Source organism: Streptomyces desertarenae, from assembly GCF_042681365.1.
Classification (GTDB): domain Bacteria; phylum Actinomycetota; class Actinomycetes; order Streptomycetales; family Streptomycetaceae; genus Streptomyces; species Streptomyces desertarenae.
On record NZ_JBHUFU010000008.1, the window covers coordinates 56,043 to 71,883 of the forward strand.

Genomic DNA, 15,841 nt, shown 5'->3' on the forward strand with positions numbered 1-15,841 from the left:
TGTGTTCAATGAGTGCGTGGCGAGCGCAGACCGACTGAGGCGGATCACGGAGGCCGTACGCGAGGCCGGACGGTTGAGCGTGGCGGAACTGGCCGGGCTCACCGGCGCCTCGGAGATGACCATCCGGCGCGATCTGGAGATCTTGGCGGACCAGGGCGTCCTGGAGCGCTACCGCGGCGGGGCCAGCAGTCTGCTGCTGCGCGGCGAGGAGCCCCCGTTCGCCCTGCGGTCCGGTGAGCGGCCGGAGGCCAAGCGGCGCATCGCGGCGGAGGCGGCCCGGCTGATCGCCGACGGCGAGTCGGTCGTCCTGGACAGCGGCACCACCTGCCTGGAGGTGGCACACGCCCTGACCGGGCGGCGGCTGACCGTCATGCCGCTGTCCCTGCACGCCGCCAACGCGCTGACCGGCGCCCCGCGCCTGAAGCTGCTGCTGCCCGGCGGGGAGCCCCGCCCGGGGGAACTGGCGCTGACCGGCCCGCTGGCCGAGGCCTCACTGGCCGCGCTGCGCTTCGACACCGCCGTCCTGGGCTGCTGCGGCCTGACCGCCGCCGACGGCCTGACCGCGTACGACCTGGCCGACGCCGCGGTCAAGCGCGCCGCGATCGCCTCGGCCCGCCGGGTCGTCGCCGTCGCCGACGCGGCCAAGTTCTCCCGCACCGCGCTCGCCTTCGTCGCCCCGGTCTCGGCCCTGGACGCCGTGGTGACGGAGGAGGCCGCCCCCGACGACGAGACCGGCGCGCTGACCGCGGCCGGCGTCACCGTGCGGAAGGTGTGAACCGCGCGGAAGGCCCGCGCCGGCCGCGGGAGGATCCGTCCGGCCGCCGTGTCCTCCCGCCGGTCGGCGGGAGGACACGGCGGGCGGCTCAGTGGACCGGGGCGGCCGCCGGCGCCTCCGGCTCCGCCTGCCCGCTCTCCTCGGCCAGGCGCTGCATGCCGCTGGTCGTCTTCAGCGGCTTCTCCTTGATGAACACCACCGCCACGAGCGCGAGCAGTGCGAACGGCGCGGCGATGAGGAACAGCTCGGCGGTGGCCACCGCGTAGGCGTGCTCCACCACCTCCCGCACGGGCCCGGGCAGCTGCGTGACGTCCGGCACGGCGTCCCCGCCGTGCGCGCCGCCGCCCTGGGAGGCCGCCCCGGCCGCCGGGTCGATGCCCAGGGCCTGCAGCCCCTTGCCCATCTCGTCCGTGACCCGGTGCGCGAGCACCGCGCCCAGCACGCTGGTGCCGATGGTGCCGCCCATGCTGCGGAAGAAGGACAGCACGGAGGTGGCCGCGCCCAGGTCGGCGGCCGCCACGTCGTTCTGCGCGGCCAGCACCAGGTTCTGCATCAGCATGCCGACGCCGACGCCGAGCGTGGCCATGTACAGGCTCAGCACCCCGAATCCGGTGTCCGCGTCGATGGTGGACAGCAGCCCGAGCCCGGCCGTCATGATGAAGGCCCCCGCCACCAGGTAGGCCTTCCACTTCCCGGTGGCGCTGATGATCTGCCCCGCCACGGTGGACGACACGAGCAGACCGCCGATCATCGGCAGGCTCATCAGGCCCGCGACCGTGGGCGACTTGCCCAGGGCGAGCTGGAAGTACTGGGAGAGGAAGACGGTTCCGCCGAACATCGCCACACCCACGAAGAGGCTGGCCACCGTGGTCAGGGTGACGGTCCGGTTGCGGAAGATGCCCAGCGGGACGACCGGCTCGGGCACCCGGGACTCGACGTACACCGCCAGCGCCAGCAGCAGCGCGCCGCCACCGGTCAGGGCCGCCGTCTGCCAGGAGGCCCAGTCGAACCGGTTGCCCGCCAGCGAGACCCAGATCAGCAGCGCGCAGACGCCGGCGACCAGCAGGAACGCGCCGAGGTAGTCGACCTTCGCCTCGCGGCGGACCGTCGGCAGGGACAGGGTGCGCTGGAGCAGCAGGATCGCCAGCAGGGCGAAGGGCACGCCGATGAAGAAGCACCAGCGCCAGCCGAGCCAGGAGGTGTCCACCATGACGCCGCCGACGAGCGGGCCGATCACGGTCCCCACGGCGAAGACCGCGCCGAAGATCCCCGCGTACCGGCCCAGCCTGCGCGGCGGGACGATCGCGGCCATGACGACCTGGGCGAGCGCCGTCAGGCCGCCCGCACCGATGCCCTGCACGACGCGGCTGAAGATCAGCAGGCCGGCCCCCTGCGAGAAGCCCGCGAGGAGCGAGCCCACCACGAACATGGCGAGCGAGAGCTGGAGCAGCAGCTTCTTGTTGTAGAGGTCGGACAGCTTGCCCCACAGGGGGACGGTCGCGGTCATCGCCAGCAGTTCGGAGGTGACGACCCAGGTGTAGGCGGACTGGCTGGCGCCCAGGTCCGTGATGATGCGCGGCAGCGCGTTGGCCACCACGGTGCCGGCCAGGATGGCGACGAACATCCCGGCCATCAGGCCGGACATGGCCTGGAGTATCTGGCGGTCGGACATGGCCGTGGGCGCCGTGTCCCCCCGTTTCTCTGTCGCGGTCACGAGGTCCTTCTCATCGGGTCGGTGGGCCCGGGGCCGGGTGCGGCACCGGGGCGGGACGGCCGGGACCGGCCGGGTGCCGCTCAGGACGCGGGTGCGTCGAGCCCGGCGGCGAGCTGCGCGAACACGCGCCGGAAGATGTCGCGGAAGGTGTCCGGCTCCCCCGAGGCGCTCCAGTACTGGATGGCGACGCGCACGGCGATGGCCGCCGTGCCCGCGAGCAGCCTCGGGTACAGGCCGAGGGGGGCGTCCGGTCCCGGATCGCCGAGCGCGTCCTCCGCCCCGGAACCGGGTGGCGTGCCGCCCATCCGCAGGGCGACGGCCGAGGCCAGCATGCGCTCGTCGGCCATGTGCGTGCCCAGACTGCTCGCGAGCAGGTGCGGTGAGCGGTGCAGCACCCGGGCCCGCAGCCGCCACAGTTCGTGGTGCCTCTCCATGTCGGCCAGCTCGGCCTCCAGGGCGTCGCGCACGGCCTCCAGCGGGGACAGTTCGGCCGGCGCGTCGAGCACGGCCCGCTGCAGCCGCCGTCCCACCTCGGGGTCGGCCATGACGAAGGCGTCGTCCCGGCAGTCGAAGTAGTTGAAGAAGGTGCGCGGTGAGACACCGGCGGCCTGGCTGATGGCCTCCACGGTGACGTTCTCCGCCCCGTGCTCGGCCGCCAGCCGCACGGCCGCCTCGACCAGCGCGAGGCGCGTGGCCGTCTTCTTGCGTTCGCGCAGTCCGGGCGCGGGATTCTGGGGCACGCCTTGCAGGGTATGAAAGTTTGCATGAGATGCAAAATTTTTTTCGGCATCCTCCCGGCCCGGGCGACCGGCCGGCTGCCGGACGGTGTCCCGGCGTCCCGGGACGGGCCGCCGGATGATCGATCCCAAGGGGCCCAGTGGTCGTATGCGGCGAGTGCCCGCATGACCGGCCGACCGGTGTGATCGTTGTGCCGGACGGCGGCGGTGAGCGCGAGGATGCGCCGCAGGACGCGGACGGCTGCGCCGCCTGGGGTGCGGCCCTGCGCAGCCGTCTATCGCAGCCGGGCTGCTGGGGCAGGCAGGGGAACAGGTGCTGCAGGTGGGCATGGGCGTGCCGCAGCCACCGGGCCTCGGACGTGAAGCCGGGCATTGCCTGCATCATCGCCAAGGTGACCAGCTCGGCATCGCTGAGCTGCGGCGCGATGCCACGGCCGGCCGCCAGGGGGCGAACTGCGGTGGGTCCTTCAGCAGGTCGTCGGTCCTGACGCACAGTGCGGTCGCGAGGGAGTCCGACTCTGGCTTCACACACTGGCGTCGGACTCCCTCGTCGCATGCGCGCAGACGATGTCCTGAAATCGATCATCTATGCGGTCGTGCGTCTGCGGGCCAGTTCCCTGTCCTCCTCGATCAGCGCGTCAGCGACCAGCAGCCGCGGCAACAGGTCCGGTTCGAGTGTCATCGCGCGGAAGACGAGCGCGACGGTCACGTCGTGGTCGGGCCGGTGCACGATCTCGACGGGGTCGGAAACCCGGATGTCTCCCGGCTCGATCACGCGCAGATAGGCGCCCGGCACCGCGGCCTGGGTAAACCGCTTGATCCAGCCCTCTCGCTTCAGCCAGCCCTGGAACGTCGCGCATGGGATCCGCGCGCACGACACCTCAAGGACCACATCCGGCCCGATCCGCCACCGTTCTCCGATCAGGGCGCCGTTGACGTCGAGGCCGAGGGTCGTGAGGTTCTCCCCGAAGACGCCGTTGGCAAGCGGCCTGCCCAGCTCGGCCTCCCATCCGTCGAGATCCTCGCGGGCATAGGCGTAGACGGCCTGGTCGGAACCGCCATGGTGCTTCACGTCGTAGACGCGGTCGCCTACGAGACCGACCTCGCCAGTGCCCTTGGGGCCGGGCGCGATGACGGCAACCGGGCCGTCAACAGGCCGCTTGTCGATGCCTGTCGCGCTGAGGCCCTTCCACGGGTTGGGTCGGGGCTTGCCGACATTGACGGAGAGCAGCTTCATGCGCGCGACGGTACGGGTCCTCTGCACGCCGGGGCGACTCATTTCCCTGCTGACCCCTTGGAATCGATCATCCAGGAGTCCAGCAGTCCCGCCACCACCCGTCCGAACAGCAGGCGCGCCGCCCACGCCGTGGGCGCGTCCAGCAGCCGCGGCGCGCCCCGCAGCCGCGCCTCCTCGCGCCACACCACCCGCGCCCCTTCCCCCGCGGGCGTCACCTCCGCCTCGGCCCAGCCGAGGACGACCCTCCCCCGCTTCTCCACCCGGAACCGCCCGGGGCGGCCCGCCGAGGGCGGTTCCCAGCGGACCACCTCCATGGGGTCGTCGAAGCCGGCGCGGCCGACGCCCGTGCGGGCGGTGAAGCGCGTGCCCACCCGCGTGGGCGGCGCGGTGAGGACCGTGATCCGCGTGAGCGGGACGTGGCGGGCGTGGCGCTCCCAGGCGGTCAACCGGCGCCACGCCTCCTCGGCGGACAGCCGGGTCCGCCGCTCGATCCGGACGAGGGGCATGCCACGAGCCTGGCACCCCGGCCCGGCCGGGACCGCCCGACCCGCCGGGGGCCGCCGGCGCACCGTCCGCGCGGGGGTCCGGCGCCGCGCGGGGGCGGGCGCTAGGCCACGGCCGGGGAGGGGTCCTCCCCCGCCTCCGGGGCGCCGTCGTCCTGCCGGGCCGTCCCTGCGGCCGTCCCGCAGACCGCCGCCCCGCCCCGCCCCGCTCCTCCGTCCTTCCGGCCCGGGTACATCACCTGGGCGCGTTCCAGCAGTTCCTCCACCGTCTGGTCCACGTCGATCCGCCGCTCCACGCGCGCGAGCCGGCCCGGTGTGGAGCCGGTGGCCACGCGCGGCGGGAGCAGCAGCGAGCAGCAGTCCTCGTCGGACAGGCGCGAGACGGCCGCGGTACCGATCCGCTCCGCCTCGGCCATGATCTCCGTCTTGTCCCAGCCGAGCAGGGGGCGCAGCACCGGCAGCGGGCTGGCCTCGTCGACCGTGGCGATGTTGGAGAGCGTCTGGCTCGCCACCTGGCCCAGGCTGTCGCCGGTGACCAGGGCTCCCGCACCGGTCCGGCGAGCCAGCTCGGCCGCCGTCCGCACCATCAGCCGCCGCTGCGCCACCACCTGGTACCGTCCGGCGCCCGCGGTGGCCAGGGCGCGCTGCGCGGTACCCAGCGGCACCACGTACAGCCGGGCGCCCGGCTGGTGGCGGGTGAGCTCGCGCACCAGCGCGTACGCCTTGTACGCCGAGGCCGGGCCCGTGTAAGGGGCGCCGGTGAAGTGGACGAAGTCGCAGCGCAGTCCGCGCCGCATGGCGCGGTGGGCGGCCACGGGCGAGTCGTAGCCGCCGGAGAGCAGCGCCACGGCGCGCCCGCCGGTGCCCACCGGCAGTCCGCCCTCGCCCGGGAGCCGCTCCACGGACACGTAGACCTCCCTGCGGTCCACCTCCACCGCCACCTCCACGGCGGGGGAGGTCAGATCGACCGGCAGGCCGAGCTCCCGCCGGACGCGGGCGCCGACGAGGGCGGCGAGCCGCGCGGAGTCCAGGGGGAAGTCCTTGTGGCGGCGCCTGGCCCGCACGGCGAAGCCGCCCGCGACGGGGCCGCGCTCGCGCAGCAGGCCGACGGCGGCCTCCGCGACGGCCTCGGGATCCCTGGGCACCGAGACCGCGGGCTGCACCAGGTTGAAGCCCGGCACCCGGCGCACCCGCTCCACCAGTTCCTCCACCGGCGCGTCGCCGGAGACCACGGTGACGCTGCGTCCCGTCCGTATCCGCACCGGACCGGCCCCTTCGAGCGCGGCCCGCAGGTTGCGCCGCAGGACCTCCTCGAACCGGCCGCGGTTGCGGCCCTTGAGCACCACCTCACCGTGCTTGAGCAGAACGCACCGGTGCACTGCGGCAACCTCCCGTCGTCGTCTCCGGGGCTCGCCCCGCCCGGCCGGGCCCGCCGCTCCGCGGGCCGCCGCGCCGCCGGGGGCGGCCGTTCCGCGATCACTGGTTCCCGTCGTTCCCCCTTCCCGGATAGGCCGCGGAGCGGTACGTGTCAAACACGGTGGCGCCGGTCACACCCCGGCTCCGGCCGGCGGGTTGCCCGGGAGGGGACAATGGCCCTTCACGGGCGCCGGCAGGCGGCTCCCGGTCCGCCCCCAGGAGAGCCTCCGCAGTGCCCCGCCAGCATCGAGCCCGTACCGCCGCCGACGGGAGCGGCACCGTGCCGCCCGCCTCCGAACTGCGCCCCGACTGCGGCGCGTGCTTCGCGCTGTGCTGCGTCGCGCTCCCCTTCTCGGCGTCCGCGGACTTCGCGGTGGACAAGGCGGCCGGGCAGCCGTGCGCCAACCTGCGGGAGGACTTCCGCTGCGGCGTCCACTCCCGGCTGCGCACCGAGGGCTTCCCCGGCTGCACCGTCTTCGAGTGCTTCGGCGCGGGCCAGAAGGTCTCGCAGGTCACCTTCGGCGGACGGCACTGGCGCGAGGACCCCGCCGCGGCGCGGGGCATGTTCGCCGCCTTCCCCGTCGTGCACCGGCTGCACGAGCTGATGTGGTACCTCTCCGAGGCGCTGGAGCTGCCCGCGGCGCGTCCGATCCACCGGGAGCTGCGGCGCTCCCTGGAGGACGTCGACCGCCTCACGCGCGGCAGCGCCGAGGAGTTGGCCGCCGTGGACGTGGCGGCCGTCCGCGGCGCGGTGGACCGCCTGCTGCTGCGCGCCGGCGAACTGGTGCGGGCCACCGTACCGGGCCGCCGCCGGAGCCGCCGCCGGGCCGACCTGGCGGGGGCCCGGCTCAGGGGAGCCGACCTGCGGGGCACCGATCTGCGCGGCGCCCTCCTCATCGCGGCGGACCTGCGCGGCGCCGACCTGCGGGCGGCCGACCTGATCGGCGCCGACCTGCGGGACGCCGATCTGCGCGGGGCCGATCTGTCCGGGAGTCTCTTCCTCACCCAGCCCCAGGTCAACGCCGCCCGCGGGGACGACCTGACCCGGCTCTCCCCCCGGCTGTCGCGTCCCGCGCACTGGAGCCCCTCCCCGAAGGGGGGCGCGCCGGGCGGACGCTGACGCCCCGCCGGGCGGCCGGCGGGATCCGAGGGCGTCCGGTGCCTCGGCGGGCGCGGCGAGCCGCGGCTCCCGCCCACCGCCTCCGGCCACGGCCCCCGGACCGCCGCGCAGGGCCGTTCACCGCCCCCCGGGCCGCCACTCGTAGCGGATGTCGGGCCCGCGCTCCTCGTTGCGGGCGCCGTCGGTGCGCCCGGTCCCGCAGAAGCCGTGGCGCTCGTAGAACCGCCGGGCCGGACCGTTGGCCTGGAAGGTCCACAGCACCAGTCCGTCCGGGCGCCGCCGCTTGGCCGGCCCGACGAGGCGGTCGCCGGCGCCGCGGCCCCGCCGGGCCGGATCGAGGTGGAGCTGCTCCGGTTCGCCGCCCCCGCCGAGGACCATCATGCCGACGACCTCGCCCCGCACGGCCGCCACCCAGGTCTCCCGGTGCGGGACCGCCGCCTCCCGGATCCACTCGGCGACCTGCCGGTCGGTGCGGGCCCGACGCACCCCGGGAAGCGCGGCGGCGAAGGAGCGCAGCCGCACTCCGGCCACCGCGGGGGCGTCGCGGCCGGTGGCGCGCCGGACGACGGGGCCGTCGGCGCCGAGGGCGTCGTGGTTGCCGCCGGTCCCCATAGCCGCGCACCCTCGCACTCCCCTGTGGCCTGCGCATCCGGGATCCGGCCGCGGCGGACCTGCCCGGAGGGACGGGAACCGCCGGGTGGGGGCACCCGGTGACGGACCGCCAGAAGTCCGCGGACGGCGGCCCGGTGGCGTCTTCCCCGCCCGGCACCGGCGGCAGGGGCGTGCGGACGGGGTGGCTTGACCCGGCGCCGACGGGGTAGACCGAGGAGTGTGCCCGGGCGCCGACAGGTGGAGTCGTGAACAGGCGCCCGGCCGCACACCGACCGGCGGTCGGCGGCACCCCCTCCCGCCGGCCTCCGGTCGCCCCCTTCCCGCCCCTCCGCGCCTCGGCACGGCGCCGGCGGGCACCGCGCGCCGGCCCGGAGGCCGCCGCCACCGCCCGACGCCCCGCGGCCCGGTCGCCCGTCCGCCCGCCGAGGGAGCGGTGCGGGCTCCGGCCGTGCACCATGGACGCATGGCCTTCGATCCGTACGGCATCCCCGGAACAGCCGTGGTCACCGGTGCGTCCTCGGGCATCGGCGCCGAGTACGCCCGCCGGCTGGCCGGGCACGGGTGGCGGCTCGTCCTCGTCGCCCGGCGCGCCGGACGGCTGGAGGACCTGGCCGCGCGGCTGCGCGCCGGCACGGGCTCACGGGTGGAGACGCTCACCGCCGACCTCGGCCGCGAGGAGGATCTGGCGCGGGTGGCCGGGCGGGTCGCCGGCGGGGACGTGGACCTGCTGGTGAACAACGCGGGCGTCAACGGCTACGGCCCCTTCGCCGAGGTCGATCCCGGGCTGCTGGCCCGCGTGGTGGCGGTCAACACCCTGGCGCCGACCGTCCTGGCCCGCGCGGCGGTGCCGGGGATGCTGGAGCGCGGGCGCGGCGCGGTGGTCAACGTCGCCTCGATGCTGGCCTTCGCGGGCTCCCTGCCTCCCGGCGCGCTCCCCCACCGGGCCGTCTACGGAGGCACCAAGGGCTATGTGGTGACGTTCTCCCGGACGCTCGCCGCCGAACTGGCGGGCACACCCGTGGCCGTGCAGGTGCTCTGCCCCGGGCTGACGGCCACCGAGTTCCACCTCGCCCGCGGGGAGGAGCCGGTGGCCGGGGAGGAGGAGCTCGTCCACGACGAGGGCGGCATGCCGCCCGGTGACGTGGTGACGGCCTCCCTGGCCGCCCTGCGCTCGGGGGAGACGGTCTGCGTGCCGGGTCTGGTCGAGGCGGACGCGGTGGAGCGGCTGCGCACGGCCGAGCTGGCCCTGCGCACCGGCACCGGCCCCTCCCTCGCCCCCCGCTACACCGCCGTGGAGCCCGGCCCCGGCTCCGGCACCCCCCGCGCGGGCCGCTGAAGGGGCGCCGTCCTCCCGGCGCGCGCTCCTCCCCGCGGCGGTTCCACGGGAGCCGCCCTGCGCAGGACCAGCAGGGCGATGTCGTCCGAGGGGCTGCCGCCGGTGTGGTCCATCAGCTCGTCGAGCAGCCCCGTGGCGACCTCGTGGGGCGAGGCGCCGACCCACCGGGGGAGGCGCTCCTCCAGGGGGAAGAAGGAGCCCGCCGGATCGCGCGCCTCGGTGACGCCGTCGGTGCACAGCAAGAGCATCGCGCCGTCCGGGAGGTCGAGCCACTCCGCCCTGCGGGGCTCCGGGGCGAGGGACCCCAGCCCCAGGGGCACGCCGGCTTCCCGCGGCATGAGCGGCCCGGTCCGCTCCCGGTGCAGCAGGTACGGCGGGACGTGGCCGCAGTCGACGGCCCTCACCCACCGTCCGCCGCCGACGTCCAGGACGAGGGCGGTGACGAAGCGTTCGGGCTCCCCGGTCTGGGTGGCGAAGGCGTTGTGCCGCACCACCGCGCTCTCCAGCGCGTCCACGACCGCGGTGAGGTCCGGCTCGCGGTTGGCGGCCTCGCGGAAGGCGCCCAGCACGGTGAAGGCGGCGCCGATGGCGGGCAGCCCCTTGCCCTGGACGTCGGCGATGCACACCCGGGTGCCGTACGGCGAGTCCACGACCTCGTAGATGTCGCCGCCGACCCGGCTGTCCTCCTCCACCGGCTCGTACACCCCGTCGACCAGCAGCCGGTCGGTGAGCTGCGGCAGCGGGCGCAGGATCTGCCGCTGGAGGCCGGCGGCCGCCGAGCGCAGCCGGATGATCTCCTCGTCCCTGCGGACCCGCTGCCAGGCCCCGGCGACGCTCAGCCCGCCGAGCGCCATGGTGAAGCCGATCGTCGCCAGGTTGGCGGAGACCGTCTGGAAGGGGTCGTAGGCCATCAGGCCGACGAGGGCGAGCACGATCCAGGCGGCGGCGAGGGCGGTCTGCCGCACCGTGCCCCGCCCCGCCACGAAGGCCGGGAGGAAGACGAGGAGGGGGGTCAGCCCCAGGCCCCGTTCGCTCAGGTAGTCCGAGACCACCACCAGCAGTGTCAGGGCGACGATCCAGGTCGCCAGGGTCCGGGACCTGAGCCGGGGCGGAGCGGCGCCCCACCGCCGGCCGCCGTCCGGGTACGGGCCGCCAGGGGCATCAGGGCTGCGCACGTCGCTTCTGCACCTCCGTGATCGGATTCCGCCGGGACGCCCCGTGCCGTTCGGGGGCGGGCCGGCGCTCCAACCCTCCCCCATCCCCGGGCGGCCCCGGGGCATCCACGCGCAGCGTCACCCGTGCGCCCGAGGGCCCGGCGCCGGACCGGGCGGGGGTCCGGGAGGAGGAGCGGGAGCGGGGTACGCGTACCGGGCACCGAACCCGCCCTCCACGGAAAGGCCCGCACCATGAGCGATCCGGCCCGGCGCCCCACCGCCCCGCCGCCTCCCGGCCCCGCGCCCCGCCCCCGCCGGTCGGCGTGGGTCTGCGCGCTGATCGGCGCGGCGGTCGTGGCCGCGGTCGACGAGATCGTCTTCCACCAGCTGCTGAACTGGCACCACTTCTACGACCGCTCCACCCCGGCCGTCGGCCTGCTCAGCGACGGGCTGCTGCACACCGCCGAACTGCTGGCGCTGGTCGCCGGCTTCACCCTCTGGGCCGACCTGCGCCGCCGCGGCGCCCTCTCCGTGCCCCACGCCCGGGCCGGGCTGCTCCTGGGCATGGGGGGTTTCCAGCTCTTCGACGGCGTCGTGGACCACAAGGTGCTGCGCACCCACCAGATCCGCTACGGCGTCGACCTCCTCCCCTACGACCTCGCCTGGAACGGCGCCGGGCTGGTGCTGCTGGGCCTCGGGGCGGCCCTGGCGGTGCGGGCCGGCCGGGCGGCGCGGGGCGGGGACGGCCAAAGCGCCGCGCACGGCCCGAAGCCGTCCCGGTGACCCCGGAGCACCTCCACCGCTCCGGGACGGGACCGGGGGTCGCGGCCCTGCTCGCCGCCGGGGTCTCCCTGGTGGCGGCCGTCTGCTACCTGCTCGCCGCCGCGCGCCTGCGCCGCCGCGGAGACGCCTGGCCGCCCCTGCGCGACGTGTGCTTCACCGCCGGCGGTGCCGTCCTGGCCGCGTCCGTCCTCGTCACCCCGCCCGGCGGACCGTTCACCGCCCACATGGCCCGGCACCTGGCAGCCGGGATGGCGGCCCCGCTGCTGCTGGTGCTCGGCCGGCCCCTCACCCTCGCCCTGCGCGCGCTGCCCCCCGGCCGCCTGCGGCGCGCCCTGCCCGCGCTGAGCGGCTCCCGCCCCGCGGCCTGGATCCTCTTCCCCCCGCTGGCGGCGGTGGTGGACGTGGGCGGGCTGTGGCTGCTGTACCGCACGCCGCTGTGGTCCGCCTCCCACGAGCGGCCCCTCCTCCAGGCCGCGGTGCACCTCCATGTCACCGCCGCCGGGCTGCTGTTCGCCTTCGCCGTCTGCGCGCTGGACCCGGTGCGCCACCGGTGGGGGCTGCCGTGGCGGGGGGCTGCGCTGCTGGGGGCCGGGGCCGCCCACGCCGTGCTCGCGAAGTCGCTGTACGCCGCTCCTCCGCCCGGCACCTCCTTCGCGCCCGCGGACCGGCGCGCAGGGGCCCTGCTGATGTTCTACGGCGGCGACGCGGTGGAGCTGGCCCTGGCGGCCGTCCTGGCCGCCGGGTGGTACGCGGGGAGCGGCCGCGCCCTGGCCCGCGGCGCGCGCCTCCGGGGAGGCGCCCGGCCCTCCCCTCCCCGCCCCCTGCCCGGCGCCGGCCGGGGCCGGCGGAGTCCCTGCCGGCATCCGCCGGCCCCGGGCACGAGTGCCCCCGCGGCCGGTGGGTACCCGAAGGGGACAACCCGCAAGGGAGTCACACAGCAGTCAGCGGAGCACGAGCGCTGACGCCGCCGGCGGCCGATGTGTCCGTCCCCCCGTGCCGATCGGCCGCCGGCTCCTCCCGTTCTCCGGCCGGCCCCCAAGCGAGCCGCGACGCCCCGACTCCGGCTCGCGTTGGACGAGGAGGCCGGGTGCCGGGGGAGGACACGCCGCCCGGCGGGCCCCGTCCGGGGCCCGCGCGAGGCGGCCTCCGTCTGCCGTGGGCCGCCCCTCCCGGGCCGTGGGCGGAGAAGCCGCGCGGCGCGGGCCGGCGGCGGCCGCGGGGCCCGGGGAGGCGGAGAAGACGGCCCGCCGGCCCTCCGCGAGTCCCGGGGGGTGACGTGGAGGGCCGAATGCAGCACCTCGCCGCGCGGTGTGCCCGGCGCCGGGTCAGGCTGGGAACTCCCAACGTCTCGAAGGAGATTGATTCCCATGCGTCGTCTTGTCCGCCTGTCCGCGGTCGGTGCCGGCATCTGCTGCGCCCTGTTCGTCAGCTCGCCCGCCGCCACCGCGGTGAACAACCCCGAGACGGGCATCCAGATGTGCTCGGAGCAGAGCACCTACAGCATCGTCGGCAACCTGATCCAGTCCCAGCCCAACCAGGTCAGGAGCTGCATGTCGAGCGCCATGCTCGGCAGCGAGTGACCTTCGCGGCGTCCTCTCGGGCGGGTGCCCCGCGACCGGGTCGCGGGGCACCCGTCCGCCGTCGTGCGGGGGTGTGCGGGATCCGGGAGCGGACATACGCTCCGGGCGTGCAGGTCCCCGAGGCCCGCCGCGCGGCGGCGTGAGGAAGGAGCCCGAGGATGTCCGGTCACGGCCCGGTTCCGGGGGCGTCGGCAGGGCCCGGCGGAGAGGCCGGGCCGGAGGGGTCCGGTGCGCGGCCGCCCCACCCGCCGGCGCCCTGGAGGTTCCGCGGGTACCTGTGGGCGGCGGTCCTCCCGGTGGCCGGCCGGTTGCCCGTCCCCGCCGACCTGCGCCCGCTGGGCGCCCCCACCCGGCTGGTGGTGGGGGTGGTCCGGTACCGGGAGGGCACCTTGAGCTACGACGAGCTGGCCGTCGGCCCCCTGGTGCGCCGGGGCCGCCGCGCCGGGTTCCTCGTCGACCGCATCTGGGTCAGCGACGCCACCTCGGTGCGGGGCGGCCGGGCCGTTTGGGACCTGCCCAAAGAGCTCGCCGAGTTCACGTGGTCGGGCCGCTCGGTGCGCGTCACCGACCGCGACGGCCCGGTGGCCGAGCTGGCGTTCCGGCCGGGGCCCCTGGGAGGCCTCGGGCTCCCGGCGGTTCCGCTGCCGCTGCCGGGTTTCTCCGGTTCCGGGGAACGGCGGCTGTTCGTTCCGGGGCGCCTGGTGGGAACCGTCCGCCCGGAGGCGATGACGGTCCTCTCCTGGTCGGACCGGCTCCCGCGGCCGGCGCGCGCCACCACCCGGCTCTCGGTGGCCGTGCGCCCCTTCCGCATGACCGTCCCCGGTCCGGTGCGCTGCTGACGCCCCGGCAGGCTGCCGCGGTCCGGGGCCGTGCCGGGCGCTCAGCCCCACTCCCCCGCCCCGCCGCTCCCGGCCTCCCCGGCCGTCTCCCGCACCAGGTCCGCCAGGCCCCGGAGGACCGGCGGGTCGTCGCAGGCGTCCGCCAGGCGGCGACGGGCCGACCGGGCCAGCCGGCCGATCCGCTCCTCGACCGCCGCGGGGACGCCCAGCGCGGTCAGGACGTCCCGGAAGCGCGCCAGTTCCCGCGGTGTCAGCGACCGGTCGCCCAGGCTCTCGCGCAGGACGGCGCGGGCCCGGTCGTCCCCGCAGGCGTCGGCGCGGGCCAGGGCGAGCGCCACGGGATAGGTGATCTTTCCCTCGCGCACGTCGCCGCCCGCCGGCTTGCCCGTGCGCTCCGGGTCCCCGAAGAGGTCGAGGAGGTCGTCACGGAGCTGGAAGGCCAGCCCCGCCCGGCGGCCCGCGGAGCGCAGCGCGCCGACGGTCCGGTCGTCGCCGCCGGCCAGGACCGCGCCCAGGTGCAGGGGGCGCTCGACGGTGTAGAGGGCGCTCTTGAGGCGGGCGACGCGCAGCGCGGCGGCCGGGGAGGCGCCGCCCGCCGCCTGGATGTGGAGGTCGAGGAACTGCCCGGCCACCATCTCCGCGCGCATCGCCCGCCACACCTCCTCGGCCGCGTGCCGCACCGGCCCGCCGGGCAGTGCCTCGGCGAAGAGGTCGTCCGCCCACACCAGCGCCAGGTCCCCGGCGAGGACGGCCACCGCCCTCCCGTACGCCTCGGGGCTGCCGCGCATCCCCTCTTGCCGGTGGCGGCGGGCGAAGTCGGCGTGCAGGGACGGGCGGCCCCGGCGCAGGGCGGAGTCGTCCATCACGTCGTCGTGGACCAGGGCGCAGGCCTGGAGCAGCTCCAGGGCGGCGGCGGTCCGCAGGACGTCGGCCGCGGCGGGGCCGCACAGGTCGCCTCCGGCCGCCCGCCAGCCCCACCACAGGAACGCCCCCCGGGTCCGCCTCCCGCCGCGGAGGACCAGGTCGGCGAGGGCCGCGGCCGGCTGCGCCCCGAAGACCGCGTCGAGGGAGCCGGCCTGCGCGCGCCGCCGCTCCACGCAGCGCCGCAGGGTCTCCTCCACCTCCCGGCGGGGGTCCTCGCCGGGTCCGCCGGAGGGGTCCCGGGAGCCGGTGCCGGTCCCGCTCGTCGCCATCGCGGTCACCCCCGTGGTCCCACGGCCGGGGCGCCGGCTCCCGCGGCCCCGCCCTCCGGCTCAGGAGCCGCCGGGCAGCCGGCCCAGCAGGCTGTCGTCCAGGTGGGCGAGCAGGTCGGCCGGGCCCTCGTAGACCTCCACCGCCCCCGCCTCCAGCAGTTCCTGCCGCGTGAGGCCGCCGGAGAGCACGCCCAGGCAGGGCACGCCCGCCCGGGAGCAGGCGGCCACGTCCCAGACGGTGTCGCCGACGAAGACGGCCCGGTCCGGGGTCGTCCCGGCGTGTTCCAGCGCGGAACGCACCAGGTCGGGCGCCGGTTTGCTGGCCGCCACGTCGTCGGAGCTGGTCGCGGCGGTCACCGCGTCGTCCGCGTCGAGCGCCCGGCGCATCGCCTCCAGCTCGTCGCCGCGCGCGGAGCTGGCCAGCACCACCGTCCAGCCGCGCCCGGCGCAGGCCCGCAGCAGGTCGGCGGCGCCCTCCAGCGGGGCCAGGCGCGACCAGTACGCGGCGTAGAGGGTGTGGTGGGCGGCACTGGCGGCCGCGGCCTCCTCCGGGTCGCGGTCCTCGCCGAGCAGCCGCGCGAGGAGCTGGTCGCTGCCCATGCCGATGGTCCGGTGAATCAGGGACATGGGCACCCGGCGGCCCGCCTGCCGCAGCGCCTCCCACCAGGCCACGGTGTGGAGGTAGGTGGTGTCCACCAGGGTGCCGTCCACGTCGAAGAGGACGGCCCCCCGCGTTCCTTCGCCGCTCATGCCGGTCTCCTCACCGCCGGTTCCCGGGCCCGCCGGCCTCCGGCTCGCTGCCGTCGGAGCCCCGGGTACCCAGCCGGCCGTCCGGCGCACCC

Annotated in this window: 16 protein-coding genes and 1 pseudogene; 7 read left to right on the forward strand and 10 right to left on the reverse strand. The window is 76.6% G+C overall.

What is annotated here, in order from left to right; all coding sequences use genetic code 11:
- Positions 1–16 precede the first annotated feature (16 nt).
- Entirely contained in the window at positions 17–775 is a 759-nt protein-coding gene (locus ACFSJS_RS14895; RefSeq protein ID WP_380900404.1) for a DeoR/GlpR family DNA-binding transcription regulator, read from the forward strand.
- An 88-nt stretch (positions 776–863) separates the two neighbouring features.
- On the opposite strand, the gene ACFSJS_RS14900 is transcribed toward ACFSJS_RS14895, so the two are convergent.
- The 6 genes and pseudogenes from ACFSJS_RS14900 to thiI form a co-directional block, all read right to left on the reverse strand.
- Positions 864–2,447, reverse strand: coding sequence for an MDR family MFS transporter (locus ACFSJS_RS14900; RefSeq protein ID WP_380900802.1), 1,584 nt, complete (start codon positions 2,445–2,447; stop codon positions 864–866).
- A gap of 122 nt (positions 2,448–2,569) precedes the next feature.
- Positions 2,570–3,229: a TetR/AcrR family transcriptional regulator gene (locus tag ACFSJS_RS14905; protein ID WP_380900406.1), complete on the reverse strand. Its 660-nt coding sequence runs from the start codon at positions 3,227–3,229 to the stop codon at positions 2,570–2,572.
- Between the two features lie 253 nt (positions 3,230–3,482).
- Positions 3,483–3,754: pseudogene (locus tag ACFSJS_RS28045) on the reverse strand (IS982 family transposase); the annotation flags it as partial.
- A gap of 58 nt (positions 3,755–3,812) precedes the next feature.
- Positions 3,813–4,463, reverse strand: coding sequence for an MOSC domain-containing protein (locus ACFSJS_RS14910; RefSeq protein ID WP_380900408.1), 651 nt, complete (start codon positions 4,461–4,463; stop codon positions 3,813–3,815).
- Between the two features lie 38 nt (positions 4,464–4,501).
- Positions 4,502–4,969, reverse strand: a complete 468-nt coding sequence (locus tag ACFSJS_RS14915; RefSeq protein ID WP_380900410.1) for an SRPBCC family protein — start codon at positions 4,967–4,969, stop codon at positions 4,502–4,504.
- Positions 4,970–5,070: 101 nt separating this feature from the next.
- Complete coding sequence (thiI, locus tag ACFSJS_RS14920) at positions 5,071–6,345, reverse strand: tRNA uracil 4-sulfurtransferase ThiI (protein ID WP_380900412.1); 1,275 nt, start codon at positions 6,343–6,345, stop codon at positions 5,071–5,073.
- Between the two features lie 269 nt (positions 6,346–6,614).
- Here thiI and ACFSJS_RS14925 point away from each other — a divergent pair, with 269 nt between their 5' ends.
- Entirely contained in the window at positions 6,615–7,502 is an 888-nt protein-coding gene (locus tag ACFSJS_RS14925) for a pentapeptide repeat-containing protein (RefSeq protein ID WP_380900414.1), read from the forward strand.
- Between the two features lie 117 nt (positions 7,503–7,619).
- On the opposite strand, the gene ACFSJS_RS14930 is transcribed toward ACFSJS_RS14925, so the two are convergent.
- Entirely contained in the window at positions 7,620–8,114 is a 495-nt protein-coding gene (locus ACFSJS_RS14930) for a GNAT family N-acetyltransferase (RefSeq protein ID WP_380900416.1), read from the reverse strand.
- A 463-nt stretch (positions 8,115–8,577) separates the two neighbouring features.
- Between ACFSJS_RS14930 and ACFSJS_RS14935 the strand changes: the two genes are divergently transcribed.
- Positions 8,578–9,450 (forward strand): SDR family NAD(P)-dependent oxidoreductase, encoded by an 873-nt coding sequence (locus ACFSJS_RS14935; protein ID WP_380900418.1) that lies wholly within the window; start codon positions 8,578–8,580, stop codon positions 9,448–9,450.
- Here the strand turns inward: ACFSJS_RS14935 and ACFSJS_RS14940 are convergent.
- Positions 9,396–10,625, reverse strand: a complete 1,230-nt coding sequence (locus ACFSJS_RS14940) for a PP2C family protein-serine/threonine phosphatase (protein WP_380900420.1) — start codon at positions 10,623–10,625, stop codon at positions 9,396–9,398. The two genes, ACFSJS_RS14935 and ACFSJS_RS14940, sit on opposite strands and share 55 nt — an antisense overlap.
- Before the next feature lie 231 nt (positions 10,626–10,856).
- Between ACFSJS_RS14940 and ACFSJS_RS14945 the strand changes: the two genes are divergently transcribed.
- The 4 genes from ACFSJS_RS14945 (at position 10,857) to ACFSJS_RS14960 (ending at position 13,806) form a co-directional block, all read left to right on the forward strand.
- Positions 10,857–11,387 carry a DUF2243 domain-containing protein gene (locus ACFSJS_RS14945; RefSeq protein ID WP_380900422.1) on the forward strand — a complete coding sequence of 177 codons (531 nt, stop codon included), beginning with the start codon at positions 10,857–10,859 and terminating at the stop codon, positions 11,385–11,387.
- Positions 11,384–12,349, forward strand: a complete 966-nt coding sequence (locus tag ACFSJS_RS14950; protein WP_380900424.1) for a cytochrome c oxidase assembly protein — start codon at positions 11,384–11,386, stop codon at positions 12,347–12,349. The genes ACFSJS_RS14945 and ACFSJS_RS14950 overlap by 4 nt, the downstream gene beginning before the upstream one ends.
- Positions 12,350–12,754: 405 nt before the next feature.
- A complete protein-coding gene (locus tag ACFSJS_RS14955; protein WP_380900426.1) occupies positions 12,755–12,967 on the forward strand; it encodes a hypothetical protein in 213 nt (70 codons plus the stop codon).
- A gap of 296 nt (positions 12,968–13,263) precedes the next feature.
- Positions 13,264–13,806 carry an acetoacetate decarboxylase family protein gene (locus tag ACFSJS_RS14960; protein ID WP_380900428.1) on the forward strand — a complete coding sequence of 181 codons (543 nt, stop codon included), beginning with the start codon at positions 13,264–13,266 and terminating at the stop codon, positions 13,804–13,806.
- 41 nt (positions 13,807–13,847) lie between these two features.
- On the opposite strand, the gene ACFSJS_RS14965 is transcribed toward ACFSJS_RS14960, so the two are convergent.
- Positions 13,848–14,999, reverse strand: a complete 1,152-nt coding sequence (locus ACFSJS_RS14965; RefSeq protein WP_380900430.1) for a polyprenyl synthetase family protein — start codon at positions 14,997–14,999, stop codon at positions 13,848–13,850.
- A 60-nt stretch (positions 15,000–15,059) separates the two neighbouring features.
- On the reverse strand, positions 15,060–15,749 hold the full coding sequence (locus ACFSJS_RS14970; RefSeq protein WP_380900432.1) for an HAD family hydrolase: 690 nt from the start codon (positions 15,747–15,749) through the stop codon (positions 15,060–15,062).
- Positions 15,750–15,841: the final 92 nt, after the last annotated feature.